27 protein-coding genes and 2 tRNA genes are annotated in these 25,107 nt (G+C 51.7%); 17 read left to right on the top strand and 12 right to left on the bottom strand.

Annotated elements, in window-relative coordinates; genetic code table 11:
• Positions 1-4 precede the first annotated feature (4 nt).
• Together lysM and ACLJTG_RS08845 are read right to left on the bottom strand one after the other, a co-directional pair.
• Positions 5-454 carry a peptidoglycan-binding protein LysM gene (gene lysM, locus ACLJTG_RS08850; RefSeq protein WP_000522406.1) on the bottom strand — a complete coding sequence of 150 codons (450 nt, stop codon included), beginning with the start codon at positions 452-454 and terminating at the stop codon, positions 5-7.
• A gap of 99 nt (positions 455-553) precedes the next feature.
• On the bottom strand, positions 554-712 hold the full coding sequence (locus tag ACLJTG_RS08845; RefSeq protein WP_000508175.1) for a YqaE/Pmp3 family membrane protein: 159 nt from the start codon (positions 710-712) through the stop codon (positions 554-556).
• Positions 713-894: 182 nt separating this feature from the next.
• Here ACLJTG_RS08845 and ACLJTG_RS08840 point away from each other — a divergent pair, with 182 nt between their 5' ends.
• The 3 genes from ACLJTG_RS08840 (at position 895) to ACLJTG_RS08830 (ending at position 1,989) form a co-directional block, all read left to right on the top strand.
• On the top strand, positions 895-1,194 hold the full coding sequence (locus tag ACLJTG_RS08840; protein ID WP_000137432.1) for an ArsR/SmtB family transcription factor: 300 nt from the start codon (positions 895-897) through the stop codon (positions 1,192-1,194).
• Between the two features lie 9 nt (positions 1,195-1,203).
• On the top strand, positions 1,204-1,731 hold the full coding sequence (locus ACLJTG_RS08835) for a rhodanese family protein (RefSeq protein ID WP_000022009.1): 528 nt from the start codon (positions 1,204-1,206) through the stop codon (positions 1,729-1,731).
• A 78-nt stretch (positions 1,732-1,809) separates the two neighbouring features.
• Entirely contained in the window at positions 1,810-1,989 is a 180-nt protein-coding gene (locus ACLJTG_RS08830; protein ID WP_000494942.1) for a hypothetical protein, read from the top strand.
• A gap of 89 nt (positions 1,990-2,078) precedes the next feature.
• Here ACLJTG_RS08830 and stpA read toward each other — a convergent pair whose 3' ends face one another.
• Positions 2,079-2,480, bottom strand: coding sequence for a DNA-binding protein StpA (gene stpA, locus ACLJTG_RS08825; RefSeq protein ID WP_001051100.1), 402 nt, complete (start codon positions 2,478-2,480; stop codon positions 2,079-2,081).
• Positions 2,481-3,178: 698 nt separating this feature from the next.
• On the opposite strand from stpA, the gene alaE reads away from it, so the two are divergent.
• Positions 3,179-3,628: an L-alanine exporter AlaE gene (alaE, locus tag ACLJTG_RS08820; protein ID WP_000492669.1), complete on the top strand. Its 450-nt coding sequence runs from the start codon at positions 3,179-3,181 to the stop codon at positions 3,626-3,628.
• Positions 3,629-3,662: 34 nt separating this feature from the next.
• Here the strand turns inward: alaE and ACLJTG_RS08815 are convergent, their stop codons facing one another.
• Positions 3,663-4,013 (bottom strand): DUF2002 family protein, encoded by a 351-nt coding sequence (locus ACLJTG_RS08815; protein ID WP_000281305.1) that lies wholly within the window; start codon positions 4,011-4,013, stop codon positions 3,663-3,665.
• A gap of 161 nt (positions 4,014-4,174) precedes the next feature.
• Between ACLJTG_RS08815 and ACLJTG_RS08810 the strand changes: the two genes are divergently transcribed.
• A complete protein-coding gene (locus ACLJTG_RS08810; RefSeq protein ID WP_001519557.1) occupies positions 4,175-4,501 on the top strand; it encodes a DUF883 domain-containing protein in 327 nt (108 codons plus the stop codon).
• An 83-nt stretch (positions 4,502-4,584) separates the two neighbouring features.
• On the opposite strand, the gene ACLJTG_RS08805 is transcribed toward ACLJTG_RS08810, so the two are convergent.
• Complete coding sequence (locus tag ACLJTG_RS08805; RefSeq protein WP_001138479.1) at positions 4,585-5,919, bottom strand: PLP-dependent aminotransferase family protein; 1,335 nt, start codon at positions 5,917-5,919, stop codon at positions 4,585-4,587.
• Between the two features lie 88 nt (positions 5,920-6,007).
• On the opposite strand from ACLJTG_RS08805, the gene ACLJTG_RS08800 reads away from it, so the two are divergent.
• The 12 genes from ACLJTG_RS08800 (at position 6,008) to emrB (ending at position 19,359) form a co-directional block, all read left to right on the top strand.
• Positions 6,008-6,439: a carboxymuconolactone decarboxylase family protein gene (locus ACLJTG_RS08800; protein WP_000209807.1), complete on the top strand. Its 432-nt coding sequence runs from the start codon at positions 6,008-6,010 to the stop codon at positions 6,437-6,439.
• Positions 6,440-6,710: 271 nt separating this feature from the next.
• Positions 6,711-6,956, top strand: a complete 246-nt coding sequence (gene nrdH / locus ACLJTG_RS08795) for a glutaredoxin-like protein NrdH (protein WP_000028870.1) — start codon at positions 6,711-6,713, stop codon at positions 6,954-6,956.
• Positions 6,953-7,363, top strand: a complete 411-nt coding sequence (gene nrdI, locus ACLJTG_RS08790; protein ID WP_001275409.1) for a class Ib ribonucleoside-diphosphate reductase assembly flavoprotein NrdI — start codon at positions 6,953-6,955, stop codon at positions 7,361-7,363. Before nrdH ends, nrdI begins: the two co-directional genes overlap by 4 nt.
• Entirely contained in the window at positions 7,336-9,480 is a 2,145-nt protein-coding gene (nrdE, locus tag ACLJTG_RS08785; protein WP_198898158.1) for a class 1b ribonucleoside-diphosphate reductase subunit alpha, read from the top strand. Before nrdI ends, nrdE begins: the two co-directional genes overlap by 28 nt.
• A gap of 10 nt (positions 9,481-9,490) precedes the next feature.
• Positions 9,491-10,450 carry a class 1b ribonucleoside-diphosphate reductase subunit beta gene (gene nrdF / locus ACLJTG_RS08780; RefSeq protein ID WP_198898159.1) on the top strand — a complete coding sequence of 320 codons (960 nt, stop codon included), beginning with the start codon at positions 9,491-9,493 and terminating at the stop codon, positions 10,448-10,450.
• A gap of 354 nt (positions 10,451-10,804) precedes the next feature.
• Complete coding sequence (gene proV / locus ACLJTG_RS08775) at positions 10,805-12,007, top strand: glycine betaine/L-proline ABC transporter ATP-binding protein ProV (RefSeq protein ID WP_000985529.1); 1,203 nt, start codon at positions 10,805-10,807, stop codon at positions 12,005-12,007.
• A complete protein-coding gene (proW, locus tag ACLJTG_RS08770; protein ID WP_000775022.1) occupies positions 12,000-13,064 on the top strand; it encodes a glycine betaine/L-proline ABC transporter permease ProW in 1,065 nt (354 codons plus the stop codon). Before proV ends, proW begins: the two co-directional genes overlap by 8 nt.
• 69 nt (positions 13,065-13,133) lie before the next feature.
• Positions 13,134-14,129, top strand: coding sequence for a glycine betaine/L-proline ABC transporter substrate-binding protein ProX (proX, locus tag ACLJTG_RS08765; RefSeq protein WP_021000684.1), 996 nt, complete (start codon positions 13,134-13,136; stop codon positions 14,127-14,129).
• A 164-nt stretch (positions 14,130-14,293) separates the two neighbouring features.
• Positions 14,294-15,478 (top strand): MFS transporter, encoded by a 1,185-nt coding sequence (locus ACLJTG_RS08760; protein WP_000165769.1) that lies wholly within the window; start codon positions 14,294-14,296, stop codon positions 15,476-15,478.
• 496 nt (positions 15,479-15,974) lie between these two features.
• On the top strand, positions 15,975-16,505 hold the full coding sequence (gene mprA, locus ACLJTG_RS08755) for a transcriptional repressor MprA (RefSeq protein ID WP_000378431.1): 531 nt from the start codon (positions 15,975-15,977) through the stop codon (positions 16,503-16,505).
• A gap of 126 nt (positions 16,506-16,631) precedes the next feature.
• Positions 16,632-17,804: a multidrug efflux MFS transporter periplasmic adaptor subunit EmrA gene (gene emrA / locus ACLJTG_RS08750; protein ID WP_001275597.1), complete on the top strand. Its 1,173-nt coding sequence runs from the start codon at positions 16,632-16,634 to the stop codon at positions 17,802-17,804.
• A gap of 16 nt (positions 17,805-17,820) precedes the next feature.
• Complete coding sequence (gene emrB / locus ACLJTG_RS08745) at positions 17,821-19,359, top strand: multidrug efflux MFS transporter permease subunit EmrB (protein ID WP_001187297.1); 1,539 nt, start codon at positions 17,821-17,823, stop codon at positions 19,357-19,359.
• A 48-nt stretch (positions 19,360-19,407) separates the two neighbouring features.
• Here emrB and ACLJTG_RS08740 read toward each other — a convergent pair whose 3' ends face one another.
• The 7 genes from ACLJTG_RS08740 to ACLJTG_RS08710 all read right to left on the bottom strand — a co-directional run bounded on the left by ACLJTG_RS08740 (position 19,408) and on the right by ACLJTG_RS08710 (position 24,987).
• Entirely contained in the window at positions 19,408-20,778 is a 1,371-nt protein-coding gene (locus ACLJTG_RS08740; protein ID WP_023237386.1) for a carbohydrate porin, read from the bottom strand.
• A gap of 345 nt (positions 20,779-21,123) precedes the next feature.
• Entirely contained in the window at positions 21,124-21,639 is a 516-nt protein-coding gene (gene luxS, locus ACLJTG_RS08735; protein WP_001130194.1) for an S-ribosylhomocysteine lyase, read from the bottom strand.
• A 149-nt stretch (positions 21,640-21,788) separates the two neighbouring features.
• Positions 21,789-23,345, bottom strand: coding sequence for a glutamate--cysteine ligase (gene gshA, locus ACLJTG_RS08730; protein ID WP_000611821.1), 1,557 nt, complete (start codon positions 23,343-23,345; stop codon positions 21,789-21,791).
• A gap of 76 nt (positions 23,346-23,421) precedes the next feature.
• A complete protein-coding gene (locus ACLJTG_RS08725; protein WP_001279499.1) occupies positions 23,422-23,847 on the bottom strand; it encodes a YqaA family protein in 426 nt (141 codons plus the stop codon).
• Positions 23,844-24,410, bottom strand: coding sequence for a fructose-1-phosphate/6-phosphogluconate phosphatase (gene yqaB / locus ACLJTG_RS08720; RefSeq protein ID WP_000271296.1), 567 nt, complete (start codon positions 24,408-24,410; stop codon positions 23,844-23,846). The genes ACLJTG_RS08725 and yqaB overlap by 4 nt, the downstream gene beginning before the upstream one ends.
• A gap of 230 nt (positions 24,411-24,640) precedes the next feature.
• Positions 24,641-24,717 (bottom strand) — tRNA-Arg (locus ACLJTG_RS08715).
• A gap of 193 nt (positions 24,718-24,910) precedes the next feature.
• A tRNA-Arg gene (locus tag ACLJTG_RS08710) sits at positions 24,911-24,987 on the bottom strand.
• Between the last annotated feature and the right edge of the window lie 120 nt (positions 24,988-25,107).

The following is a 25,107-nucleotide window of genomic DNA, read 5'->3' as shown; positions in this document are numbered from 1 at the left end:
GCCATTATTCTTCAGGAATACGCAACACTTGTCCCGGATATATTTTTTCCGGGCTTTTCAGCATCGGTTTATTTGCCTCGAAAATTTTATTATACAGATTGGCGTTACCATACACTTGCTTTGAAATAGCGCTCAGGGTGTCGCCTGATTTTACGGTATAAAACTGACTTTCAGCCGCCGGCGTCGTGGTTTTAACCTGATCGTCAACGCTGCTAATCCCGGCGATATTCCCCACGGCAACCAGAATTTTTTCTTTTGCCTCCTGACTCAGCCCATCACCCGTCACTGTCGCTTTTCCATCAGCTATTTGCACATTCACTTTGTCAGCGTCGGGTATTCCCGTTTTATTTAAATGTTCCTGGACTTTTTTCGCCTGATCGTCCTTATCATGATTAGCGGTTACCGCGTCCCAGAGTTTTTCACCTGCATCTTTTACAAAATTGAAAAGTCCCATATTCACCTCGCTTGTCAAAAATACACACAAAGAAAAGTGTAGCAGAGGGAATGAGGTTATCCTGATAAGCGGCGCTTATGCGCCGCCGGTGGCCGGTAATTAATGACGCATCTGAACCCAAAATGCGTGGATAAGCCCCGGAATATATCCGAGTAATGTCAGCAGGATATTAAGGATAAATGCCCAACCGAACCCTTTTCCTAAAAGTACGCCGAGCGGAGGCAAAATAATCGTAAATACAATTCTCCAGAAACCCATATACACTCCATACAAGCAAAATTAGTCATTGTTTAAAAAGAGATTTTATCTCTAAGCATAGTCAGTTTACCTGAGCCTGCCAGTCGCGCGCCGCGCTTTTACCCTCCTTTACGCTCTTTACGCTGGCATTAGGTTGATGTTTATTTTAGAATTAACTAAATTTAGAAAATACTTAAATAACTATGACAGAGCTTGAACAACTTCAGGCCAGCGCAGAACAGGCGGCGGCCCTGCTCAAAGCGATGAGCCACCCAAAAAGATTACTGATTTTATGTATGCTTTGCGGTTCGCCAAAAACCAGCGCAGGCGAACTGGCGCGCATTACCGGGCTAAGCCCCTCCGCGACGTCGCAACATCTGGCGCGGATGCGGGAAGAAGGGCTGATTGATAGTCAACGCGATGCCCAGCGCATTCACTATTTCATTAAAAATGAGGCGGTTAATACGATTATCGCCACGTTAAAGAATCTCTATTGTCCATAAGGAGGCACGATGTCCATTGGGATAGTTTCCCCCCGTGAGGCGCAAGCGCTGATAGCGCAAGGCGCGAAACTGATTGATGTGCGCGACGCCGATGAATATCTGCGCGAGCATATTCCACATGCGCAACTGGCGCCGCTCTCCCGGCTTGAACAGGGCGATTTGCCCGCCAACCTGCGAGCGGAACAGATTATTTTTCACTGTCAGTCAGGTAAACGAACCAGCAGCAATGCAGCAAAACTACAGGCCATTGCCGCCCCTGCTCAGGTCAGTCTACTGGAAGGCGGTATCGACGGATGGAAAGCGGCAGGATTGCCCGTCACAGAAGACAAATCGCAACCGTTGCCGCTGATGCGTCAGGTGCAAATCGCCGCCGGCGGGTTGGCGTTGCTTGGGGTTATTATGGGCTATACGGTCCACGGCGGCTTTTTCCTCATTAGCGGTTTTGTCGGGGCCGGGTTAATGCTGGCAGGCATGACCGGCTTCTGCGGAATGGCGCGACTACTGGAAAAAATGCCCTGGAATACCCGTACTCATTAAGCGGTACCTTCACCACGCGTCGGTAAGTGTGTAGTAGACTGAAGGCGGGTTTATACCATTGTTCAACAGGAGGGCGTGATGTTCACACCAGGCGATATCGTACAGCCCCGAATGGGTGGGCCGAAACTGAAAGTGATTGAAGTCAACGAGGATCATATTGTCGCGGTACAGGTCGGTAATGAACCGGGCGAAAAATTGATCCTCAAAGCGGCAGATGTCACCCCCTATTGCGAAGAGGGCGATTTTGGCGTGTGCTGATTTATCAAAATGAGCATGGCGCAACGTTCCCTGAGTCCCGGTTAATAGAGACAGGAAACGAAGCGCCATCTGTTAAAAGCTATCCGTGATTAGATTAAGAAATCATCCAGAGATTTCCCCGCCGCCAGCGCCTGGGCAATCGGTTTAGGCGTACGACCTTGTCCGGTCCAGGTTTTTTCTTCGCCATTGAAATCAGTAAAACGATATTTTGCCGGACGCGGCTGGCGCTTTTTAGCAGAACGCGGCATTGCTGAATCCATGGCAAATAACTCTTCCGGGTTAATACCGTCTGCTTTCATCAGCTCCAGAAAGGCATTAATTTTCTCCTGCTTCTCGGCAAGCTGGCGTTGCTGCAATTCTTCTTCTTCGCGTCTTTCTTTAGTGACAACCCTGAATTTTTCGAGCATTTCTTCAAGAACGTCAATGGAGAATTCGCGAGCCATAGCGCGCAGCGTGCGGATATTATTTAAGTTCTGTAACATCAAATTCATATCAATAAAAACCTTTTAACGCAGAAAACAAAAAACTATTACAGGCGGTATTGTATGCGATTGTTGATTATATTTCCAGATCCTAAAGTTCATACAGATATACACAGCATAACTCGATTAATTATATTAATCTGTTAACCAGAAGGTTATATTCATTACCCCCTGCGTGTTTCAGGTTATTCTGCCTACGGTATATCTGTAGGTTTCCCGTTTGGCTGTTTATAGCGTATTGCGTATCTCAGTAACCGCGGTGACCCTCACGGTGGCTGACCTTATACAGAAGTGAATATTTCAGCACAATAAGAGATTAACCATTCAAAAATCATCATCAGAGCTTTATGCTAAAAATCAGTCTGCAATGGCTATAATTATGCTGAGAAAAGTAGAGCGCGTGCCGTTAGCCGAGAATACATCGCATCTGACAACATTTGGAATGTGGCTGAAAATCGCCAGAAAAACAATGCATTATAATGCATTAATTTAAAAGTAATTAATGACTAACAACAACGAAAATCTCGCCGCGAGCAAAAAACACACAATCACAGAGTATTTTATCGACAAAAAGCCTATAAATAAAAATATTACACTAGTTGATAGTTATTATATAGTGATATACTCTATGCAAAGACAAAAGTGCTTTATGATTTCACTACCAACCATCACCTCATTCTGATCGATACGCTACAAGGAGCATTAACATGTTCTCTCCACAGTCACGCTTGCGTCATGCCGTAGCAGACACGTTTGCGATGGTTGTTTACTGTTCTGTTGTGAACATGTTGATCGAGATATTCCTCTCCGGAATGAGCTTTGAGCAGTCGCTTTCTTCCAGGCTGGTGGCGATACCTGTCAACATTTTGATTGCATGGCCATACGGCGTTTACCGCGATCTGATTATGCGCGTCGCGCGTAAGGCAAGCCCGGCGGGATGGGCCAAAAACCTGGCGGATGTATTGGCTTATGTCACCTTTCAGTCACCCGTTTATATTATCATCTTGCTGACCGTCGGTGCCGGCTGGCATCAGATAGTGGCCGCCGTGAGTTCAAACATTGTTGTTTCAATGTTAATGGGCGCGGTTTATGGCTACTTCCTGGATTATTGTCGCCGCCTGTTTAAAGTGAGCAGCTATCATCAGGCTAAGGCGTAAGTTAGCGTCGCGACTGGCATTGCCAGTCGCGCTTTTAGTCGGTTTTTTCGTCGCCAAAAAGCCCATTCAGATAACGTTCTAACGCTATTCGGGAGCTAAAGCCGTGGGGAATACCGTAATGTTCGTGGGTCTCGCCGCCTAAATAGAGCGGAAAGTTTTGGTAATGATCGCAGGTTTTAATATCCGAAGCCGGGTCAGCCAGTGATGAGCTACGGTCTTTTAATCTGGGGTGAATGATCAGCGCGGTACGCCCCATACGCGCCTCGCGGTTAACATAAACATAATTCTCGCCGCGTCGATAACCATACGTCTTATTCGTCACCACATCGACGGTAAACCCTGCCTTTTCCAGTACCCGCGCCACCTCGTCAGGTCGTAAATACATATTTTATCCTCATTCTCTTGTACTGCGGGCTTACCTTACCCGATAGCGCGTTATCAACGCTTTCAGAAAAGTCCAGAAACGCATGATATCGCCGTAACAAGCCTCAGCAGGTAAAAATATGAACTACACTGAAAGCTACATCGAAATCAATGGAGGATCATATGCTTAACAAACCGAACCGAAACGACGTCGATGATGGTGTTCAGGATATTCAGAATGATGTCAATCGATTAGCCGACAGTCTGGAAGATGTCCTTAAATCCTGGGGAAGCGATGCGAAAGACGAAGCTGAGGCTGCGCGACGCAAAGCACAGGCGTTGCTGAAAGAGACCCGGGCGCGGATGCAGGGTCGTACTCGCGTAAAACAAGCCGCCTGTGATGCGATGGGATGCGCGGATACGTTTGTGCGTGAAAAACCCTGGTGTAGCGTAGGAACCGCCGCAGCGGTAGGGATTTTTATCGGGGCGCTGCTTAGCCTGCGTCGCTAACGACGTGCGCAGCCGGATGGCGACATACTTTATGGGGCCTGCATCATTGCCGCAGGCCCAGGTCGCGCCATTCGGCGAAACGGTTACCGTATCACCTGTCGAAGCTGCCATGCGACCTGTTTCGCCATGCCAGCGGAAGTAATATTGGTAAACGACAGTAGAATGCCCCCCTTTCCTGACGAAACCACTCGCCAACGGCTTAGCGCCTGTACCGCCAGTCCGGCCTGATTCGCTTTTGCTACCTGCGCTTTATCATCACCTTCAACTTCAATAACCAATTGAATACCGCCTTTCTGTAATGTCACGACAAATCCCTGTTCTGCCAGCGCCTCTTCAATCCATAACCGTCGCTGAGCATAATGTTGGCGCATCTTTTTCAGATGCCGCCAGAAATGGCCATCACGGATAAAATCAGCCAGCGTGTGCTGCCATAACAACGGTACGCTACAGGGCATCAGCGACGCCTGCTGGCGGAAATGCTCAATCTGCTTTATCGGCACCACCAGCCAGGCGGTACGTAATGCCGGAAAGAGCGACTTACTGAACGTTCCGGCGTAAATCACTCGCTGCGGGGCATCCAGACTCTTGAGCGGCGGAAGCGGTTTACCGTGATAACGAAATTCGCTGTCGTAGTCATCTTCAATAATCCAGGCCTGCACATTCGCCGCCCATGCCAGAAGTTGCCGTCGGCGAGTTAACGACAGCGCTACCCCCAACGGACTTTGGTGGGCGGGCGTCACCAATGCAAAGCGCCCCTGCGGGCAATCCCGCATCCCCGCCGCGACATTCAGCCCATCCGCATCGACCGGAATCGGCGCCAGCGTAATCCCCTCCTGCGTTATCACCGGGCGAATTAACGGAAAACCGGGATCTTCCACCCACATGCTGTCTCCCGGCACAGACAATGTACGCAGGATTAGCCGCATAGAATCCGCATATCCGGAGGTAATAAATACCTGTTCCGGCAGGCATTCAATGCTACGCGAAACCCGCAGGTAATCGACTATCGCCTGGCGCAAAATCACCTCGCCGCAGACGTCGCCTAATGCCAGATCGAAGCGCGTCTGCGTGCGCAACCGACGTCCCATCACTCGCGCCCACTTCTCGCGTGGAAAGAGATCCAGCGCCGGTAACCCCATCTGAAAGGGTTTCGGTTCCGGACTTTCTCCGGCAAAAACAGCGGGTATCGGCGGCGCCGTCTCAAACCGTAGAGCGTTGCTCACAAACGTGCCTGCCTGGCCACGTCGCTCCAGCCAGCCCTGCGCCACCAGCTCGCCATAGGCATTTTCCACCGTGGCGCGAGAAACGCCCAGTTCCTGCGCCCACGTCCGACTGGAAGGCAAACGCGTTCCGGGCGCGAGTTCTCCTTGCTCAATGGCCGTTTTTAACTGACGAGCAATGTGCTGATAGCGCGGCATATGGTCTGCTTTTTCTGTAAAAATATGGCTCTCTTTTACAGACCATTATAGTGCTACAGTGCTCGTCATCAACACGAGGAGAAACATGATGACAACGTTACGCCAACCCTATTATGAACTGAGCCCGGAGGTTTATAGCGCTCTGGTGCAGGCGAAAAACGCGCTGGAAAAGAGCACGCTTGACCTCACTCTGATGGAGCTGATTTACCTGCGTGTTTCGCAAATAAATGGTTGTGCATTTTGCCTGGAGATGCACAGTAAAGCGCTGCGTAAGGCTGGCGTGAATCAAGCTAAATTAGATGCGCTGGCAGGATGGCGGGTAAGTCACCATTTCAGCGAGCAAGAGTGCGCGGCGTTAGCCTGGGCGGAATCGGTGACGCACATTGCTGAAACCCACGCTGAAGATAATGTTTACCTGCCGCTGCTCGATCATTTCAGCGCGCGTGAAATCAGCGATCTGACCTTCGCTATTGGTTTAATGAACTGCTTTAACCGTCTGGCGATCGGTATGCGAATGTGACGCATTGTTGCCGGATGGCGCTGATGTCAGCCAACTCTGTTATGCGTCAACCTGCAGGCCGGAGCGGGCGTTCACGCCGCCATCCGGCAAAAATTAGCCATGCCGCCCCTACCCCGCTGCGTTCATCAGCGACGTTAAAATCAATCGAAAATTCCCATATCTTGTATGGTTGAATCTTAATTCAACTACATCTAGTATTTCCTGTATCAACACCCGACAATCCGACGCGTTTCATCGCGCCGTTTTCTCATTTTAAATGGAAATACGAATCATGAGCATTACTATTTACACTCGCAATAACTGTGTTCAGTGCCACGCCACAAAGCGGGCGATGGAAAGCCGTGGATTTGAATTTGAGATGGTGAACGTCGATCTGGTGCCGGATGCAGCGGATACGCTCCGGGCGCAAGGATTTCGTCAATTACCGGTGGTGATGGCAGGCGATTTGAGCTGGTCTGGCTTCCGCCCGGACATGATTAACCGTCTGCACCCGACACCCCACGCGGCAAACGCATGAGCGCGCTCGTCTACTTCTCCAGCAGCTCTGAAAATACGCACCGCTTTATGCAGCGTCTGGGGCTGCCTGCCACGCGTATTCCGCTCAATGAGCGGGAGCGAATTCGGGTAGACGAACCGTACATTCTGGTTGTGCCGTCATACGGCGGCGGCGGGATGGCCGGTGCGGTGCCGCGACAGGTGATCCGCTTTTTAAATGATGAACACAACCGGGCGCGCATTCGCGGCGTTATCGCCTCCGGTAATCGCAATTTCGGCGATGCCTGGGGATGCGCTGGCGATGTGATAGCACAAAAATGTGGCGTTCCCTGGCTGTACCGCTTTGAGCTCATGGGCACACAACGCGACATCGATAACGTCCGAAAAGGAGTAAATGAATTTTGGCAACAACTACCCCGGAGCGCGTAATGCAGGAAACCATGGATTACCACGCCCTGAACGCGATGCTGAATCTTTATGATAAAGCAGGCCATATTCAGTTCGACAAGGACCAGCAGGCGATCGACGCCTTCTTTGCCGCCCACGTCCGCCCGCATTCCGTGACGTTTGCCAGCCAGCATGAACGTCTGGAGACGCTGGTTCGGGAAGGGTATTACGATGACGCCGTCCTCGCGCGTTACGACCGCGCCTTCGTCTTCCGCCTGTTCGAGCACGCCCACGCCAGCGGCTTTCGCTTCCAGACGTTTCTTGGCGCCTGGAAGTTCTATACCAGTTACACGCTGAAAACCTTCGACGGCAAACGTTATCTGGAACACTTTGAAGATCGGGTGACAATGGTGGCGTTGACGCTGGCGCAGGGTGACGAAACGCTGGCCACCCAACTGACCGATGAAATGCTTTCTGGTCGCTTTCAGCCCGCCACCCCGACTTTTTTAAATTGCGGTAAACAGCAGCGTGGGGAACTGGTCTCCTGCTTCCTGCTCCGTATCGAAGACAACATGGAGTCGATCGGGCGGGCGGTGAATTCGGCGCTGCAACTCTCCAAACGCGGCGGCGGCGTCGCGTTTTTACTCTCCAATCTGCGCGAGGCGGGCGCGCCGATCAAACGCATTGAGAATCAGTCTTCCGGCGTGATCCCGGTGATGAAAATGCTGGAAGACGCGTTTTCGTATGCCAACCAGCTTGGCGCGCGCCAGGGGGCCGGCGCGGTTTATCTCCATGCGCACCACCCGGATATTCTGCGTTTTCTGGATACCAAACGGGAAAATGCCGACGAAAAAATCCGGATCAAAACGCTCTCTCTCGGCGTGGTGATCCCGGATATCACCTTCCGGCTGGCGAAAGAAAACGCGCAAATGGCGCTCTTTTCGCCCTATGACGTACAACGACGCTACGGCAAACCGTTTGGCGATATCGCCATTAGCGAACGGTACGATGAATTAATTGCCGATCCGCACGTGCGTAAAACCTATATTAACGCCCGTGACTTTTTTCAAACACTGGCGGAGATTCAGTTCGAATCCGGGTATCCCTACATCATGTTTGAAGATACGGTAAACCGCGCGAATCCCATTGCTGGGCGCATTAATATGAGCAACCTGTGCTCGGAAATTTTACAGGTCAATAGCGCCTCCCGTTACGACGATAACCTTGACTATACCCACATCGGGCATGACATTTCCTGCAATCTCGGCTCGCTGAATATCGCTCACGTCATGGATTCACCGGACATTGGTCGTACCGTAGAAACCGCTATTCGCGGCCTGACGGCGGTGTCGGACATGAGCCATATACGCAGCGTACCCTCAATAGCCGCCGGTAATGCCGCCTCTCATGCCATCGGTCTGGGCCAGATGAATCTGCATGGCTATCTGGCGAGAGAAGGCATTGCCTACGGTTCGCCGGAGGCGTTGGATTTCACCAATCTCTATTTTTACACCATTACCTGGCATGCCGTGCATACTTCAATGCGGCTGGCCCGCGAACGCGGCAAAACCTTCGCCGGATTTGCGCAGTCGCGCTATGCCAGCGGCGACTATTTTACGCAGTATTTACAGGACGACTGGCAACCGAAAACGGCGAAAGTCAGGGCGCTATTTGCCCGCAGCGGCATTACGCTGCCCACACGCGAAATGTGGCTAAAGCTGCGCGACGATGTGATGCGCTATGGCATCTATAACCAAAATTTGCAGGCGGTGCCGCCGACCGGTTCGATTTCTTACATTAATCATGCGACCTCCAGCATTCATCCGATTGTGGCCAAAATTGAGATTCGCAAAGAGGGCAAAACCGGGCGTGTGTATTACCCCGCGCCGTTTATGACCAATGAAAACCTGGACATGTATCAGGATGCTTACGATATCGGTCCGGAAAAAATTATTGATACCTATGCCGAGGCCACGCGCCACGTCGATCAAGGACTGTCGCTCACCCTGTTTTTCCCCGATACCGCCACGACCCGCGATATCAACAAAGCGCAGATCTATGCCTGGCGAAAAGGTATTAAGTCACTGTATTACATCCGGCTTCGCCAGTTGGCGCTGGAAGGTACTGAAATTGAAGGCTGCGTATCCTGCGCGCTATAAGGAAAGCCATATGAAATTATCTCGTATTAGCGCCATCAACTGGAACAAGATCCAGGACGACAAAGATCTGGAGGTATGGAACCGGCTGACCAGTAACTTCTGGCTGCCGGAAAAAGTGCCGTTATCGAATGATATTCCGGCCTGGCAGACGCTGAGCGCCGCCGAACAGCAGCTCACCATTCGCGTGTTTACGGGTCTTACGCTGCTCGACACTATCCAGAACATCGCAGGCGCGCCGTCGTTAATGGCAGATGCCATCACGCCGCATGAAGAGGCAGTATTGTCGAACATCAGCTTTATGGAAGCGGTACACGTCCGCTCTTACAGTTCTATTTTTTCCACGCTGTGCCAGACGAAAGAGGTTGATGCCGCCTACGCCTGGAGCGAAGAAAACCCGCCGCTTCAGCGTAAGGCGCAGATTATTTTGGCTCATTACGTCAGCGATGAACCGCTAAAGAAAAAGATTGCCAGCGTCTTTTTAGAGTCTTTTCTGTTCTATTCCGGCTTCTGGCTGCCGATGTATTTCTCCAGCCGCGGTAAGCTCACGAACACTGCCGACCTGATTCGTTTAATCATTCGCGATGAAGCGGTTCACGGTTATTATATTGGCTATAAGTATCAGATAGCGCTACAAAAACTATCGGCAATCGAGCGTGAAGAGTTAAAGCTTTTCGCGCTGAATTTATTGATGGAACTGTACGACAACGAAATCCGCTACACAGAAGCGTTATATGCGGAAACCGGCTGGGTTAACGACGTCAAAGCCTTCTTGTGCTACAACGCCAATAAAGCCTTAATGAACCTGGGTTATGAGGCGTTATTTCCGCCGGAGATGGCAGACGTGAATCCCGCAATCCTTGCCGCGCTCTCGCCGAATGCCGACGAAAACCATGATTTCTTTTCCGGCTCAGGTTCATCTTATGTGATGGGGAAAACAGTCGAAACCGAAGACGAAGACTGGAATTTTTAACCTTACGGGCATGGGAAATAACGTTACATTTTCCATGCCTTTATTTCAAGCAATACCGGGTTAAATCGCGCAAATATTACAACATGTTCTACACTCAATACGAGTGAGATTATTCACCTGGATTCCACCAATTCAGGTGGATTTTTGCTGGTTGTCTCAAAAAATATCTCTCCCTCCCCATTCGCGTTCAGCCCTTATATCATGGGAAATCACAGCCGATAGCACCTCGCAATATTCATGCCAGAAGCAAATTCAGGGTTGTCTCAGATTCTGAGTATGTTAGGGTAGAAAAAGGTAACTATTTCTATCAGGTAACATATCGACATAAGTAAATAACAGGAATCATTCTATTGCATGGCAATTAAATTAGAAGTGAAGAATCTGTATAAAATATTTGGAGAGCATCCACAGCGTGCCTTCAAATATATTGAAAAGGGACTATCGAAAGAGCAAATACTGGAAAAAACGGGGCTATCGCTTGGCGTTAAAGACGCCAGTCTGGCCATTGAAGAAGGCGAGATATTTGTCATCATGGGATTATCCGGCTCGGGTAAATCCACAATGGTACGCCTTCTCAATCGCCTGATTGAACCCACCCGCGGACAGGTACTGATCGACGGCGTTGATATTGCCAAAATATCAGACGCTGAGCTTCGCGAGGTGCGCAGGAAAAAGATTGCGATGGTCTTCCAGTCATTTGCGCTCATGCCGCATATGACCGTGCTGGATAATACGGCATTCGGTATGGAATTAGCGGGCATCGCGGCGCAAGAGCGTCGCGAAAAAGCGTTGGACGCCTTGCGTCAGGTGGGGCTTGAAAATTACGCTCATGCCTATCCGGATGAACTTTCCGGTGGGATGCGTCAGCGTGTTGGACTTGCCCGCGCGCTGGCAATCAACCCTGATATCTTATTAATGGATGAAGCGTTTTCCGCCCTCGATCCATTAATTCGTACCGAAATGCAGGATGAGCTGGTGAAATTACAGGCGAAACATCAGCGCACCATTGTCTTTATTTCCCACGATCTTGATGAGGCTATGCGTATTGGCGACAGGATTGCCATTATGCAAAATGGCGAGGTCGTACAGGTTGGTACGCCGGATGAGATCCTGAATAATCCGGCAAATGATTATGTCCGCACGTTCTTCCGTGGCGTGGATATTAGTCAGGTCTTTAGCGCCAAAGATATTGCCCGTCGCAGTCCGGTCGGCTTAATTCGTAAAACGCCAGGTTTCGGTCCCCGTTCGGCACTGAAATTATTACAGGACGAAGACCGTGAATATGGTTACGTCATTGAGCGTGGCAATAAATTCGTGGGCGTCGTGTCCATCGACTCATTAAAAGCGGCATTAAGCCAGGCGCAAGGGATTGAAGCGGCGCTTATCGACGACCCTTTAGTCGTTGATGCGCAAACCCCACTCAGCGAGTTGCTCTCTCACGTCGGCCAGGCGCCCTGCGCGGTGCCGGTTGTCGATGAAGAACACCAGTATGTTGGCATTATTTCAAAACGTATGTTGCTACAGGCTTTAGATCGCGAGGGGGGTAACAATGGCTGATCAAACGAATCCGTGGGATACCGCACAGGTGGCCGATACTACGACGCAAACGGCTGATGCCTGGGGAACACCGGCAGGCGTAGCCACGGACGGCGGCAGTACCGACTGGTTGAACAGCGCGCCCGCGCCAGCCCCTGAACACTTTTCTCTTCTGGACCCGTTCCATAAGACGCTGATCCCGCTGGATAGCTGGGTCACAGAGGGAATCGACTGGGTCGTCACCCATTTCCGTCCCCTTTTTCAGGGGATTCGTGTGCCGGTGGATTACATCCTTAACGGCTTTCAGCAACTGCTGCTGGGAATGCCCGCCCCTGTGGCGATTATTCTCTTTGCGCTGATTGCCTGGCAGGTTTCCGGCGTGGGCATGGGGATCGCAACGCTGATATCGCTGATCGCCATCGGCGCGATCGGCGCCTGGTCGCAGGCGATGATTACCCTGGCGCTGGTATTGACCGCCCTGTTGTTCTGCGTCGTGATCGGATTACCGATGGGAATCTGGCTGGCGCGCAGCCCGCGCGCGGCCAAAATAGTTCGTCCGCTGCTGGATGCGATGCAGACCACGCCCGCGTTTGTCTATCTGGTGCCGATTGTCATGTTATTCGGCATCGGTAACGTGCCGGGCGTGGTGGTGACGATTATTTTTGCTCTACCGCCGATTGTACGCCTGACGATCCTGGGCATTAACCAGGTGCCTGCCGACTTAATTGAAGCGTCGCGCTCGTTCGGCGCCAGCCCGCGCCAAATGTTGTTCAAAGTACAGCTACCGCTGGCGATGCCCACCATTATGGCAGGCGTTAATCAGACGCTGATGCTGGCTCTCTCAATGGTCGTCATCGCCTCGATGATTGCGGTCGGTGGGCTTGGCCAGATGGTACTACGCGGCATTGGTCGTCTTGATATGGGGCTGGCAACCGTCGGCGGCGTCGGCATTGTGATTCTCGCCATCATTCTGGACCGTCTGACGCAGGCCGTCGGGCGCGACTCGCGTAGCCGCGGTAACCGTCGCTGGTATACCACCGGTCCTGTTGGGCTAATCACCCGCCCTTTCGTTAAGTAACTCTCCTGACGCCCGGTGACGCTACGCTTACCGGGCTTACAACTCCCTACCATAATTAAAGGAACAACGATGCGACATACTGTGATATTTGCCTCAGCGTTTGCCACCCTTGTCACCGCCAGCGCTTTCGCTGCCGACCTGCCTGGCAAAGGCATTACCGTTCAACCTATCCAAAGCACGATTTCTGAAGAGTCCTTCCAGACGTTACTGGTCAGCCGGGCGCTGGAAAAGTTGGGTTATACCGTAAATAAGCCGAGTGAAGTCGATTACAACGTAGGCTATACCTCCATCGCCTCTGGCGATGCGACGTTTACCGCCGTGAACTGGCAGCCGCTGCATGATGATATGTATGCCGCAGCAGGCGGAGACAAAAAGTTTTACCGCGAGGGCATCTTCGTCTCCGGCGCTGCGCAGGGCTATCTGATCGATAAAAAAACCGCCGAGCAGTACAACATCACCAATATCGCTCAGCTAAAAGATCCGAAAATCGCCAAAATCTTCGATACCAATGGCGACGGAAAAGCGGACATGATGGGCTGCTCGCCGGGCTGGGGCTGCGAAGCCGTGATCAATCACCAGAATAAAGCGTTTGATCTGCAAAAAACCGTTGAGGTCAGCCACGGTAACTATGCGGCGATGATGGCTGATACCATTACCCGTTTTAAAGAAGGCAAGCCGGTGCTGTATTACACCTGGACCCCGTACTGGGTGAGCGACGTAATGAAGCCGGGTAAAGATGTCGTCTGGCTACAGGTGCCGTTCTCCTCTCTGCCGGGCGAACAGAAAAATATTGATACTAAACTGCCGAACGGCGCGAACTATGGGTTCCCGGTTAATACCATGCATATTGTCGCCAATAAGGCATGGGCGGAGAAAAACCCGGCGGCGGCGAAACTGTTCGCCATCATGAAGCTGCCGCTGGCGGATATCAACGCGCAGAACGCCATGATGCATGCCGGTAAATCGTCTGAAGCCGATGTTCAGGGTCACGTGGACGGCTGGATCAACGCCCACCAGCAGCAGTTTGACGGCTGGGTGAAAGAAGCGCTGGCCGCGCAGAAATAAGATCGTTTTTTATGCCGGATAAGGCGCAGTTCATGCGCCGCTATCCGGTCTATTCAATCTCTCCTCAAAGCGCACGATTCATCACGTCACTGTTCCCCTTTATTCATCAACATCCGCTATGATTGTTTTCCCAGGAAATAATTATCTAAATCACGATTACCATAATGACGAAACCCACTCATGGGCTTAGCCCGGCGCTGATCGTTTTAATGTCTGTGGCCACGGGTCTGGCGGTCGCCAGCAACTACTACGCCCAGCCGCTGCTTGATACCATCGCGCATCACTTTTCGCTTTCCGCCAGCTCCGCAGGGTTTATCGTTACCGCCGCGCAGTTGGGCTATGCCGCTGGCCTGTTGTTTCTGGTGCCGCTCGGCGACATGTTTGAACGCCGAACGCTGATTGTCTCCATGACGTTGCTGGCGGCTGGCGGAATGCTGATCACCGCCAGCAGTCAGTCGCTTAGCATGATGATACTCGGAACGGCCTTAACCGGACTGTTCTCCGTGGTGGCGCAGATTCTGGTTCCGCTGGCCGCCACACTTGCGACGCCCGCCACCCGCGGTAAAGTGGTCGGCACCATTATGAGCGGCCTGTTGCTGGGGATCCTGCTGGCGCGAACGGTCGCCGGACTGCTGGCAAACCTCGGCGGTTGGCGCACCGTATTTTGGGTAGCGTCGGCGCTGATGGCGCTGATGGCCGTCGCGTTATGGCGCGGACTGCCAAAGCTCAAATCCGACACCCATCTTAACTACCCGCAACTGTTGGGTTCTGTATTCAGCCTGTTTATTCACGATAAGCTGCTGCGTACCCGCGCACTGCTGGGCTGTCTGACCTTTGCTAATTTCAGCATCCTCTGGACATCAATGGCCTTTTTGCTCGCCGCGCCGCCGTTTAGCTACTCCGAGGGGATGATTGGCCTGTTTGGCCTGGCGGGGGCCGCCGGCGCTTTAGGCGCGCGTCCGGCTGGCGGATTTGCCGATAAAGGTAAATCTCACCTCACCACCACGTTCGGCTTACTGCTGCTGTTACTCTCCTGGCTGGCTATCTGGCTTGGGCACACCTCGGTACTGGCGCTGATTATTGGCATTCTGGTACTGGACCTCACCGTTCAGGGGGTACATATCACCAATCAGACGGTCATCTATCGTTTGCATCCGGATGCGCGTAACCGGCTCACCGCCGGCTATATGACCAGCTACTTTATCGGTGGCGCCGCGGGGTCGCTGATTTCCGCCTCCGCCTGGCAACATGCTGGCTGGGCCGGCGTTTGTCTGGCGGGTGTCACGGTAGCCTTACTTAATTTACTGGTCTGGTGGCGAGGTTTTCACCGACAGGAAGCCGTAAATTAAGCGGATAGTGAGCGTTTACCTTTGTTTAAGCTCCTTAGGGTGTTAAGGAGCTCCCCAGTCTGTTAAGGTTATGCTATTCATTTATCATGGTTATTTTTATACCGGTGAAGAATAATATAATTCTATGGAAAGCCCTGCATCCCCATCTGCTCCCAGGCCAATAGCGCCCGTTCAAGGATTCGAAGGTCGTTCACCGATAGCTATCCGTGATATTCCGGTGGCTTTTGCATCGGGTTGTAAGGCCGTTTACCCGGCTTTCGCCCCTCCCGCTTATCGTTCTCTCCTGATTTTTTCATGCAGGCACTCACGCTTTTCTCGTCATTCCTGGATTTGCCGCAGGCGGCGCTTTACCGGGCCCAATGTTCCCGCTGGCGTCTCAGTCTGCGTATCATTGGTTGCTTTATAGCCTGAAAGAATGATTTTGTATTAATAATACATTTACTTTATTTGTCACTGTCGTTACTATATCGGCTGAAATTAATGAGGTCATGCCCAAATGGATAGTTCGTTTACGCCCATTGAACAAATGCTAAAATTTCGCGCCAGCCGTCACGAAGACTTTCCTTATCAGGAAATTCTTTTGACTCGTCTTTGTATGCACATGCAAGGCAAGCTCCTGGAAAACCGCAATAAGATGCTGAAGGCTCAAGGGATTAACGAGACGTTGTTTATGGCGTTGATTACGCTGGAGTCTCAGGAAAACCACAGTATTCAGCCGTCTGAATTAAGCTGCGCGCTGGGTTCATCTCGCACCAATGCGACACGCATTGCAGATGAGCTGGAAAAACGCGGCTGGATTGAGCGTCGTGAGAGCGATAACGACCGCCGTTGCCTGCATCTGCAATTAACGGAGAAAGGCCAGGCATTTTTGCAAGAAGTGCTTCCGCCTCAGCATCATTGTCTGCATCAACTCTGGTCATCACTTAGCACAGCCGAAAAAGATCAACTTGAGCACATCACTCGTAAACTCCTGACGCGTCTTGATCAAATGGAGCAGGAAGGCACTGTTCTTGAGGCGCTGCGCTAAAGCGCCGACCCGCTCAAAAATCCAGATTAATAACAGGAAAGCGGACAGGCCGGCACGCATTACTGCTGGCCTTTCTGACAACAGGTCGGCTCAGCCGATGTGAATAATAAGATCGTGGAGAACAACATGAGCGCAAATGCGGAGATCCAACCCCCGCAGCAACCGGCTAAGAAGAAAGGCAAACGCAAAACAGCGCTGCTACTTCTTACCTTGCTCTTTGTTATTATTGCCGTGGCATATGGAATTTATTGGTTTTTAGTATTGCGTCATATTGAAGAGACAGATGATGCTTACGTGGCAGGGAACCAGGTTCAAATCATGGCGCAGGTGTCAGGCAGCGTGACGAAAGTCTGGGCTGATAACACCGACTTTGTAAAAGAGGGCGATGTTCTGGTCACGCTCGATCAGACTGACGCCAAACAAGCGTTTGAAAGAGCCAAAACGGCACTGGCCTCCAGCGTGCGCCAGACACACCAGTTGATGATTAACAGCAAGCAGTTGCAGGCGAATATCGACGTGCAAAAAACCGCCCTGGCGCAAGCGCAAAGCGACCTTAACCGTCGTGTGCCGCTGGGTAACGCCAATCTTATTGGCCGTGAAGAACTGCAACACGCCCGCGATGCCGTCGCCAGCGCGCAGGCACAGCTGGATGTCGCCATTCAACAGTACAATGCCAACCAGGCAATGATACTCAACAGTAATCTGGAAGATCAGCCTGCGGTTCAACAAGCGGCGACCGAAGTGCGTAACGCCTGGCTGGCGCTGGAGCGTACTCGCATCGTCAGCCCAATGACCGGTTATGTCTCCCGCCGCGCCGTCCAGCCTGGCGCGCAGATCAGCCCCACCACGCCGCTGATGGCCGTCGTGCCTGCAACCGATCTGTGGGTGGACGCTAACTTTAAAGAGACCCAATTAGCGAATATGCGCATTGGGCAGCCAGTGACGATTATTACTGACATTTATGGCGACGACGTAAAATACACCGGTAAAGTCGTCGGTCTGGATATGGGGACAGGCAGCGCCTTCTCCCTGCTGCCCGCGCAAAATGCGACGGGTAACTGGATTAAAGTGGTTCAACGTCTGCCGGTACGCGTCGAACTGGACGCCCGCCAGTTAGAACAACATCCGCTGCGTATTGGTTTATCGACGCTGGTCACCGTGGATACCGCTAATCGCGACGGTCAGGTACTGGCCAGCCAGGTACGAACGACGCCGGTTGCCGAAAGTAACGCACGCGAAATTAATCTCGCGCCGGTCAATAAACTGATCGACGACATCGTACAGGCTAACGCGGGTTAATCCTGAGGTGCGTGTGATGCAACAGCAAAAACCGCTGGAGGGCGCGCAGCTCGTCATCATGACGATCGCGCTGTCGCTGGCGACATTCATGCAGGTGCTGGACTCCACCATTGCCAACGTGGCGATTCCGACCATCGCCGGGAACCTGGGTTCTTCCCTAAGCCAGGGGACATGGGTTATCACCTCTTTCGGGGTGGCGAACGCTATCTCGATTCCCTTAACCGGCTGGCTGGCGAAACGTTTTGGCGAAGTCAAACTGTTCATGTGGTCGACGGTCGCCTTTGCCGCGGCCTCCTGGGCCTGTGGCGTATCCAGCAGCCTGAATATGCTTATCTTCTTCCGCGTGGTGCAGGGCGTGGTCGCCGGGCCGCTGATTCCGCTCTCGCAAAGCCTGTTGCTGAATAACTATCCGCCTGCAAAGCGCTCCATTGCGCTGGCGCTCTGGTCAATGACCGTCATTGTCGCGCCGATTTGCGGCCCGATTCTGGGGGGCTACATCAGTGATAATTACCACTGGGGATGGATTTTCTTCATCAACGTGCCGATTGGCATCGCCGTCGTCCTGATGACGTTACACACGCTGCGCGGACGTGAAACGCATACCGAACGGCGACGTATTGACGCCGTCGGGCTGGCGTTACTGGTGATTGGCATCGGCAGCCTGCAAATTATGCTCGATCGCGGTAAAGAGCTGGACTGGTTCTCCTCACAGGAAATTATCATCCTGACCGTGGTCGCCGTCATCGCCATCAGTTTCCTGATCGTCTGGGAACTGACCGACGATCACCCTATCGTCGATCTTTCTCTTTTTAAATCGCGTAACTTCACGATTGGCTGCTTGTGCATCAGCCTTGCCTATATGCTCTATTTCGGCGCCATTGTTCTACTGCCGCAGCTTTTGCAAGAGGTGTACGGCTATACCGCAACGTGGGCAGGTCTGGCGTCGGCGCCAGTCGGCATTATTCCGGTAATTTTGTCGCCGATTATCGGACGCTTCGCGCATAAACTGGATATGCGCAGGCTGGTCACGTTCAGCTTCATTATGTACGCCGTCTGTTTTTACTGGCGCGCCTGGACGTTCGAACCGGGTATGGATTTCGGCGCTTCCGCATGGCCGCAGTTTATTCAGGGATTTGCCGTCGCCTGCTTCTTTATGCCGCTGACCACCATTACGCTCTCCGGGTTACCGCCAGAACGGCTGGCGGCGGCATCAAGCCTGTCGAACTTCACGCGAACGCTGGCAGGTTCCATCGGCACCTCGATTACCACCACTATGTGGACCGATCGTGAGTCGCTACACCATGCTCAGCTCACGGAGTCGATTACGGCGTATAATCCAAACGCTCAGGCTATGTACGATAAACTGGAAGGCTTAGGGATGACGCACCAACAGGCGTCAGGCTGGATAGCCCAGCAAATCACGAATCAGGGGCTGATTATTTCCGCCAACGAAATCTTCTGGATGTCGGCGGGGATCTTCCTGGTGCTGCTCGGCCTGGTGTGGTTCGCCAAACCGCCCTTCGGTGCGGGCGGCGGCGGTGGCGGCGCGCACTAACTATCTGATAAAAGGGATCTGCGGATCCCTTTTTTAGTAGACCAACAATCAGAAGAAATATTTGAATCTCAGACGCCCGCCGTAACGCGCATCTTCACTGTTATCGCCATTATTCGGATTGGCCTCTACCCATGAAGCATAGGCGCCGAGGTAGATGTTAAAGTTTTTCATATCCATCACGTTGGGGAATAAATATGAGGCATGAATAGTGTGAATGTCATAATTGCCGGGATCGGTGACCCAGCAATCGTCCTCACAAACGGCATCGATATTGGTAGCATTAAAGGCTTCGATTTTGTTATGCGCATAGATATAACCCAGTTCAAATCGATGCCACAACGCATTCACCCCAGCAGTAAAATCTGTCTCATCGGTCGCATCCATATAGGCGGTATTCAGGTTAATCACTGCGCCATCTTCCGGGTCAGTTTTTTGACCATTCCAGGTCATGGTAAAACCATAGCCCGTACGATCTGACTGATCGATCCACTTCCCATTCTCATAATAGCCATAGGCGTTGTTAACGACGTTACTTTCCATCGCTATCGCCGTTGAAAAACGCCCGTTTTGCCAGGCGATAACCGGACGGACGTAAGCCACGTTTTTATCGTTGGTTAAATCCATTCCGTGGTACTGCTTCTCGGTATATAACGTACTGCCATTTTCCAGCAATGTGTTAACTTCGAAATACCAGTTGTCGATGGTTTTACTCAGCAGGAAGTTACCCCCACTGTCGCTACGTCCCCGTCCTTCTTTCATCATATAGATATAGCCGTAACCGTCACTGTAAAGATCGTTCGCTGTATTCCCCGAATATTCAATAAACGTATCCTGATTCAGCGGGAACATATCGTAGGCTTCAAAACGACCAACCTTAATTTTCCAGTCATTCTCACGACCAAAGAAGAAAACGGCATCATCAAGGTTCATTTTTCCGGTCAGGTCCGCCAGAGGCTGTACAGAGAATCCGGCAAAATTACCGTTGTCCAGCCGCTGGTAGCCATCAAAGCCCAGCAACAGGCGTCCGTTAATATCCCAGCGTTCATTGGTTCCTGATGCCCAATCTTTATTCGCTGACGTTCTCATCGAGGTCAGGCTACCGGAACGGCTTGCCGCATCCATATTAAATTCGACATCGCCATAGAACTTAATATCGCTGAATCCGGATAAGGTCAGCTTCGGCGGCGTTTTATCTGCTGCAATGGGCTCGGCGGACTGGACATTCACCGTCGGCGTAGCGGCGACCTGCTGCTGTTTCAACGAGCGAATTTGCGCCTCGGCATCGGATGCCCGTTTTTCAGCATTAACAACACGTTGCTCCAGTTCAGCCAGACGCTGCTCAATAGTGATATTATTCGCTGCCCAAAGGTTATGAGAAAAGCAAGCACCGATCATCAGCGCCAAATATTTAGCCTTCATTTTTTATCCCTTAAGTTTGATGTATACCAGATAAGATTTGCTAAAAACCCCATCGACCGGCTATTAGTAGAGTCTTGTTATTACCTGGATATCTGGCGCATTCCATTATGTTTTTCTATTAATTATTTATGATTTTTAGTTTATGTGATCAATACACTCTGGCATCGTGAGTTATCCGCCTTTTCTGTTTACCAGATCACATTTTATTATTTAACAGGCCAGGCATTACTTAATTTAAAATGTATTCTCGCCGCAAATATAATAAACGCAAATTATATTAAGCAATAAAAAACCCCGGCCATAAACCGGGGTTAATTTAAATACTGGAACCGCTTACCAATAAGACTAAATATGCAATTCCTGCAGTTTTTCTTTCGGCAGCGCCAGCTCTTTATTGCTGTTCACGCGCACATCACGCTCCAGAATATGACGGGCAATGTCCTGCGCTTCACTGAGCGAGTGCATCTGATACGTACCGCACTGGTAAACGTTCAGCTCCGGGATCTGGTTTTGATCCTGCACTTTCAGCACATCCGCCATCGCCGCTTTCCAGGCGTCGGCAACACGCTGCTCGTCCGGCGTGCCAATCAGGCTCATGTAAAAGCCGGTGCGGCAGCCCATCGGCGAGATATCGATAATCTCAACGCCGTTACCGTTGAGGTGGTCGCGCATAAAGCCAGCAAACAGATGCTCAAGCGTATGAATCCCTTTTTCCGGCATCACTTCTTTGTTCGGAATGCAAAAACGCAGATCAAACACGGTGATTGCGTCGCCATGCGGGGTGTTCATCGTTTTTGCAACCCGGACCGCCGGCGCTTGCATCCGGGTATGATCGACTGCGAAGCTATCTAATAATGGCATTTAGTCACCTCCGATAATTTTTTAAAAATAAACTGAACTCTTTGTTCCGGGGCGAGTCTGAGTATATGAAAGACGCGCATTTGTTATCATCATCCCTGTTTTCAGCGATGAAATTTTGGCCACTCCGTGAGTGGCCTTTTTCTTTTGGGTCAGGCGTGTTTTGCAAGCCACGCGGCAAACGGCTCGGTATCCGCCGCCTCAATCTCCTGCTGACGACGTACTGAAGCGTCACGTTCAGCAATAAACTCTTCTTCCTGTAAAATCTCCAGCGGCTCTTCGCGTAACAGATTACGGTAAGCCTCACCGAACGCTTTCCCGGTGCCGCCAATGCCTTCATCAATCATAGACCGTAAGATCCGGGCGGAGAATGTCAGTTCAGGATTATCAAAGCAGGCGACCAACTCGTCACACACCTTTTGATACTCCTCTCCCCCGTGGATACTGTCCAGCGTTTGCGCCACGCGTTTCAGATCGCGGAAGAGATCTTTCCCTACTTTGGGCAGCGGGAACTGCGCAGTTTCACAGCCAATGCCTAACGTCAGGCCCGGCTTACGCCCTTCCAGAATAACGCGATTCCAGTTTGTACGCGTACATAACAGCTCATCGCTACTCATTTCCGGCGCATCGGCCAATACGCACCAGACCATAAACAGATCGAGGAAGCGCACCTGTTGCTCGTCTACGCCGATCGGTGAGAACGGGTTAATATCGAGAGAACGAACTTCAATATACTCAATACCACCACGCAGAAGCGCGTCAGAAGGCGATTCGCCGCTGCGCGTCACGCGCTTGGGACGAATGGGCGCGTACAGCTCATTTTCAATTTGCAGAACGTTGCTGTTAATCTGTAGCCGCTTACCGTCTTTTTCCACACCAATCCGCGCGTACTCCTCGGAAGGGGTTTTAATCGCCCGCTTCAGACCTGCCACATACTCATGCAAATCGTTAAACGTAATTCCGAGATTGCTTTGCGACTTATTGGTATAGCCCAAATCACTCAAACGCAGCGACGTCGCATACGGCAGGTAGTACATGCCGCAGTCCGTTTTTTCAAACGGTAATGTGGTTGGCTTTCCTTGCAGGAAAGAGGAACAAATGGCCGGAGACGCGCCAAATAGATAGGGGATGACCCAGCCAAAACGGTAATAGTTGCGAATCAGACGAAAATAGCCGGCAGAAATTTTTTCTTTTGCCGCTTCGCCTTCCGTAACGCCGCATTTCGCCTGCCAGAACGCCATCGGTAATGAAAAATTGTAATGTACGCCGGAGATGGTTTGCATCAAAGCGCCATAACGATTTTTCAGCCCTTCGCGATAGAGCGTCTTAAAACGCCCGGTATTGGATGTGCCGTACTGCGCCAGCTCTATGTCCTGCCCTTCCGCAATATAGCAGGGCATACTTAATGGCCACATCCGCTCATCGCCCAGTTTCCTGGCCGTATACCGATGGAGATCGCGCATAAAAGTGAGCATATGCTGGATATCGCCATCGACTGGCGTAATAAACTCCAGTAGGGCTTCCGCAAAATCCGTGGTAATCCATTTATGGGTCAGCGCTGAACCTAACGCTTCAGGATGACCTGTTGTCGCCAGCGTGCCATCAGCATTGACACGCAGCGTTTCGCGCTCTAACCCGCGCTGTATCCCCTTTAACGCCTGAGGATGTTTTTCCAGCCAGGCCAGAGCCTGTGATACGTCCGGGATCAAATTGACCTCCCGCCTGTCCAAATCGTTTTAATAAGCATAACTGTAATGGCGGCCATACATGCCAAACCTACAATTATTACCACCACATCATGCCCTGAACCGTCGCCGCTGCGAGCGCAACATAGCGCAGCGCCTTACCAAGACACAAAAAAAAGATCGTCCGCCCCCACGGGATGCGCATCCATCCCGCTAACAGGCACAACAAATCACCGATGACCGGCATCCAGCTTAATAATAGTGTGGCTGCGCCATAACGCTTTAGCCAGCCAGTCGCTTTTTCCTGCCAGCGCGACGTTTTGCGCAGCGGAAAGAAACGCCCAAGAATAACGTTAGTTACCCCTCCAAGGCTATTACCCATTGTTGCTGTTAAGACTAAGACCCAGGGATGGCTGACGCCGGAGACCAGCATAGCAACCAAAACCACCTCAGAATTACCGGGTAACAGCGTCGCGCTGAGAAAACTACTGGCAAACAGAGACAGGAGCGACAGTCCGTCACTCACAATAGTCGGACATCCACGGCATCCATTCCCGCCGCCCGCGCCGCCTGTAAACCAAAATCGGCATCTTCAAATACCACGCACTGCGTCGGCATGACGCCCATCCGCTGGGCGCACAGTAGGAAGGTGTCAGGCGCAGGTTTGTGATGCTGTACGTGATCTGCCGCCACAACCGCATCAAAATAACGACGCAGCCCCAGATGCGCTAACAAGGCTTCCGCGATAGCGCTTTCGCTACCGGTACCGACCGACATGGGACGCCGCCCATGCCACGCTTTGACCACCTCAACCAGCGGCAGCGGTTCTACGCAGTCCAGCAGGATGCTTTTTACCGCGTCGGTTTTCTCACGCGCCAGTGACAGGGGATCAAGATCGGCATGGTTAAGCTCAATGATTGACTGGGCGATAAGCCAGGTTGGCGAACCGTTAAGTGCGACCATTGCCTGTTCATCAAAACGAAGACCATAGCGCCCCAAAACCTCACGCCACGCTTTGCGATGCGTGGGTTCGGTATCCAGGAGAGTACCGTCCATATCAAAAATCAAACCAGCATAACGTGCGTACATCGTGTTCTCGCAAACCGAATAACCAGACAGTACTTTATCGCAATTGGTTGATTTTGTCGCTAATAGAGATGAAGAGGTATATTCAGGATAAGGGGAAAAGCGATTGCGGGGCAGTGACGTAGCCGGGAGGATTATTCACCTTATGGGCCGTTGCTGACGCAACGTTATCCTTCCTGGTGCCAGCGGTGATTACCGCTATCTTATCTGCATTGCTGAAAGTACGGAGAATATGGTGCATCCGGGAGGATTCGAACCTCCGACCGCTCGGTTCGTAGCCGAGTACTCTATCCAGCTGAGCTACGGATGCATTGGAAATGATGTTTACTACAAGATTTGATGTCGCATTTACTGCCACACTAAATAAGATGGTGCATCCGGGAGGATTACTCGCCTTACGGCTCGCCCTTCGGGCCGTTGCTGACGCAACGTTATCCTTCCTGGTGCCAGCGGTGATTACCGCTATCTTATCCGTATCTTCATCACTGAAAGTACGGAGAATATGGTGCATCCGGGAGGATTCGAACCTCCGACCGCTCGGTTCGTAGCCGAGTACTCTATCCAGCTGAGCTACGGATGCATCGGAAAACTTGCTTTACTGCCGATATTGATACCGCGGTGAAAGCCGTATCAAGTAAGAGATGGTGCATCCGGGAGGATTCGAACCTCCGACCGCTCGGTTCGTAGCCGAGTACTCTAT

It is taken from the genome of Salmonella sp. SAL00672 (genome assembly GCF_046552175.1).
Lineage (GTDB): Bacteria > Pseudomonadota > Gammaproteobacteria > Enterobacterales > Enterobacteriaceae > Salmonella > Salmonella enterica.
The sequence above is the reverse complement of the archived record's forward strand: the minus strand, read 5'-3'. Positions and strand labels throughout refer to the sequence as shown.

Bases quoted from the DNA above. Each gene is read 5' to 3' on its own strand.
- stpA (WP_001051100.1), bottom strand. From the start codon at position 2,480: ATGAATTTGATGTTACAGAACTTAAATAATATCCGCACGCTGCGCGCT.
- emrB (WP_001187297.1), top strand. From the start codon at position 17,821: ATGCAACAGCAAAAACCGCTGGAGGGCGCGCAGCTCGTCATCATGACG.
- ACLJTG_RS08840 (WP_000137432.1), top strand. From the start codon at position 895: ATGACAGAGCTTGAACAACTTCAGGCCAGCGCAGAACAGGCGGCGGCC.
- mprA (WP_000378431.1), top strand. From the start codon at position 15,975: ATGGATAGTTCGTTTACGCCCATTGAACAAATGCTAAAATTTCGCGCC.
- proW (WP_000775022.1), top strand. From the start codon at position 12,000: ATGGCTGATCAAACGAATCCGTGGGATACCGCACAGGTGGCCGATACT.
- ACLJTG_RS08740 (WP_023237386.1), bottom strand. From the start codon at position 20,778: ATGAAGGCTAAATATTTGGCGCTGATGATCGGTGCTTGCTTTTCTCAT.
- ACLJTG_RS08815 (WP_000281305.1), bottom strand. From the start codon at position 4,013: ATGTATTTACGACCTGACGAGGTGGCGCGGGTACTGGAAAAGGCAGGG.
- ACLJTG_RS08845 (WP_000508175.1), bottom strand. From the start codon at position 712: ATGGGTTTCTGGAGAATTGTATTTACGATTATTTTGCCTCCGCTCGGC.
- nrdF (WP_198898159.1), top strand. From the start codon at position 9,491: ATGAAATTATCTCGTATTAGCGCCATCAACTGGAACAAGATCCAGGAC.
- proX (WP_021000684.1), top strand. From the start codon at position 13,134: ATGCGACATACTGTGATATTTGCCTCAGCGTTTGCCACCCTTGTCACC.
- lysM (WP_000522406.1), bottom strand. From the start codon at position 454: ATGGGACTTTTCAATTTTGTAAAAGATGCAGGTGAAAAACTCTGGGAC.
- ACLJTG_RS08830 (WP_000494942.1), top strand. From the start codon at position 1,810: ATGTTCACACCAGGCGATATCGTACAGCCCCGAATGGGTGGGCCGAAA.
- ACLJTG_RS08835 (WP_000022009.1), top strand. From the start codon at position 1,204: ATGTCCATTGGGATAGTTTCCCCCCGTGAGGCGCAAGCGCTGATAGCG.
- ACLJTG_RS08760 (WP_000165769.1), top strand. From the start codon at position 14,294: ATGACGAAACCCACTCATGGGCTTAGCCCGGCGCTGATCGTTTTAATG.
- emrA (WP_001275597.1), top strand. From the start codon at position 16,632: ATGAGCGCAAATGCGGAGATCCAACCCCCGCAGCAACCGGCTAAGAAG.
- proV (WP_000985529.1), top strand. From the start codon at position 10,805: ATGGCAATTAAATTAGAAGTGAAGAATCTGTATAAAATATTTGGAGAG.
- luxS (WP_001130194.1), bottom strand. From the start codon at position 21,639: ATGCCATTATTAGATAGCTTCGCAGTCGATCATACCCGGATGCAAGCG.
- nrdH (WP_000028870.1), top strand. From the start codon at position 6,711: ATGAGCATTACTATTTACACTCGCAATAACTGTGTTCAGTGCCACGCC.
- alaE (WP_000492669.1), top strand. From the start codon at position 3,179: ATGTTCTCTCCACAGTCACGCTTGCGTCATGCCGTAGCAGACACGTTT.
- nrdI (WP_001275409.1), top strand. From the start codon at position 6,953: ATGAGCGCGCTCGTCTACTTCTCCAGCAGCTCTGAAAATACGCACCGC.
- ACLJTG_RS08800 (WP_000209807.1), top strand. From the start codon at position 6,008: ATGACAACGTTACGCCAACCCTATTATGAACTGAGCCCGGAGGTTTAT.
- ACLJTG_RS08810 (WP_001519557.1), top strand. From the start codon at position 4,175: ATGCTTAACAAACCGAACCGAAACGACGTCGATGATGGTGTTCAGGAT.
- ACLJTG_RS08805 (WP_001138479.1), bottom strand. From the start codon at position 5,919: ATGCCGCGCTATCAGCACATTGCTCGTCAGTTAAAAACGGCCATTGAG.
- yqaB (WP_000271296.1), bottom strand. From the start codon at position 24,410: ATGTACGCACGTTATGCTGGTTTGATTTTTGATATGGACGGTACTCTC.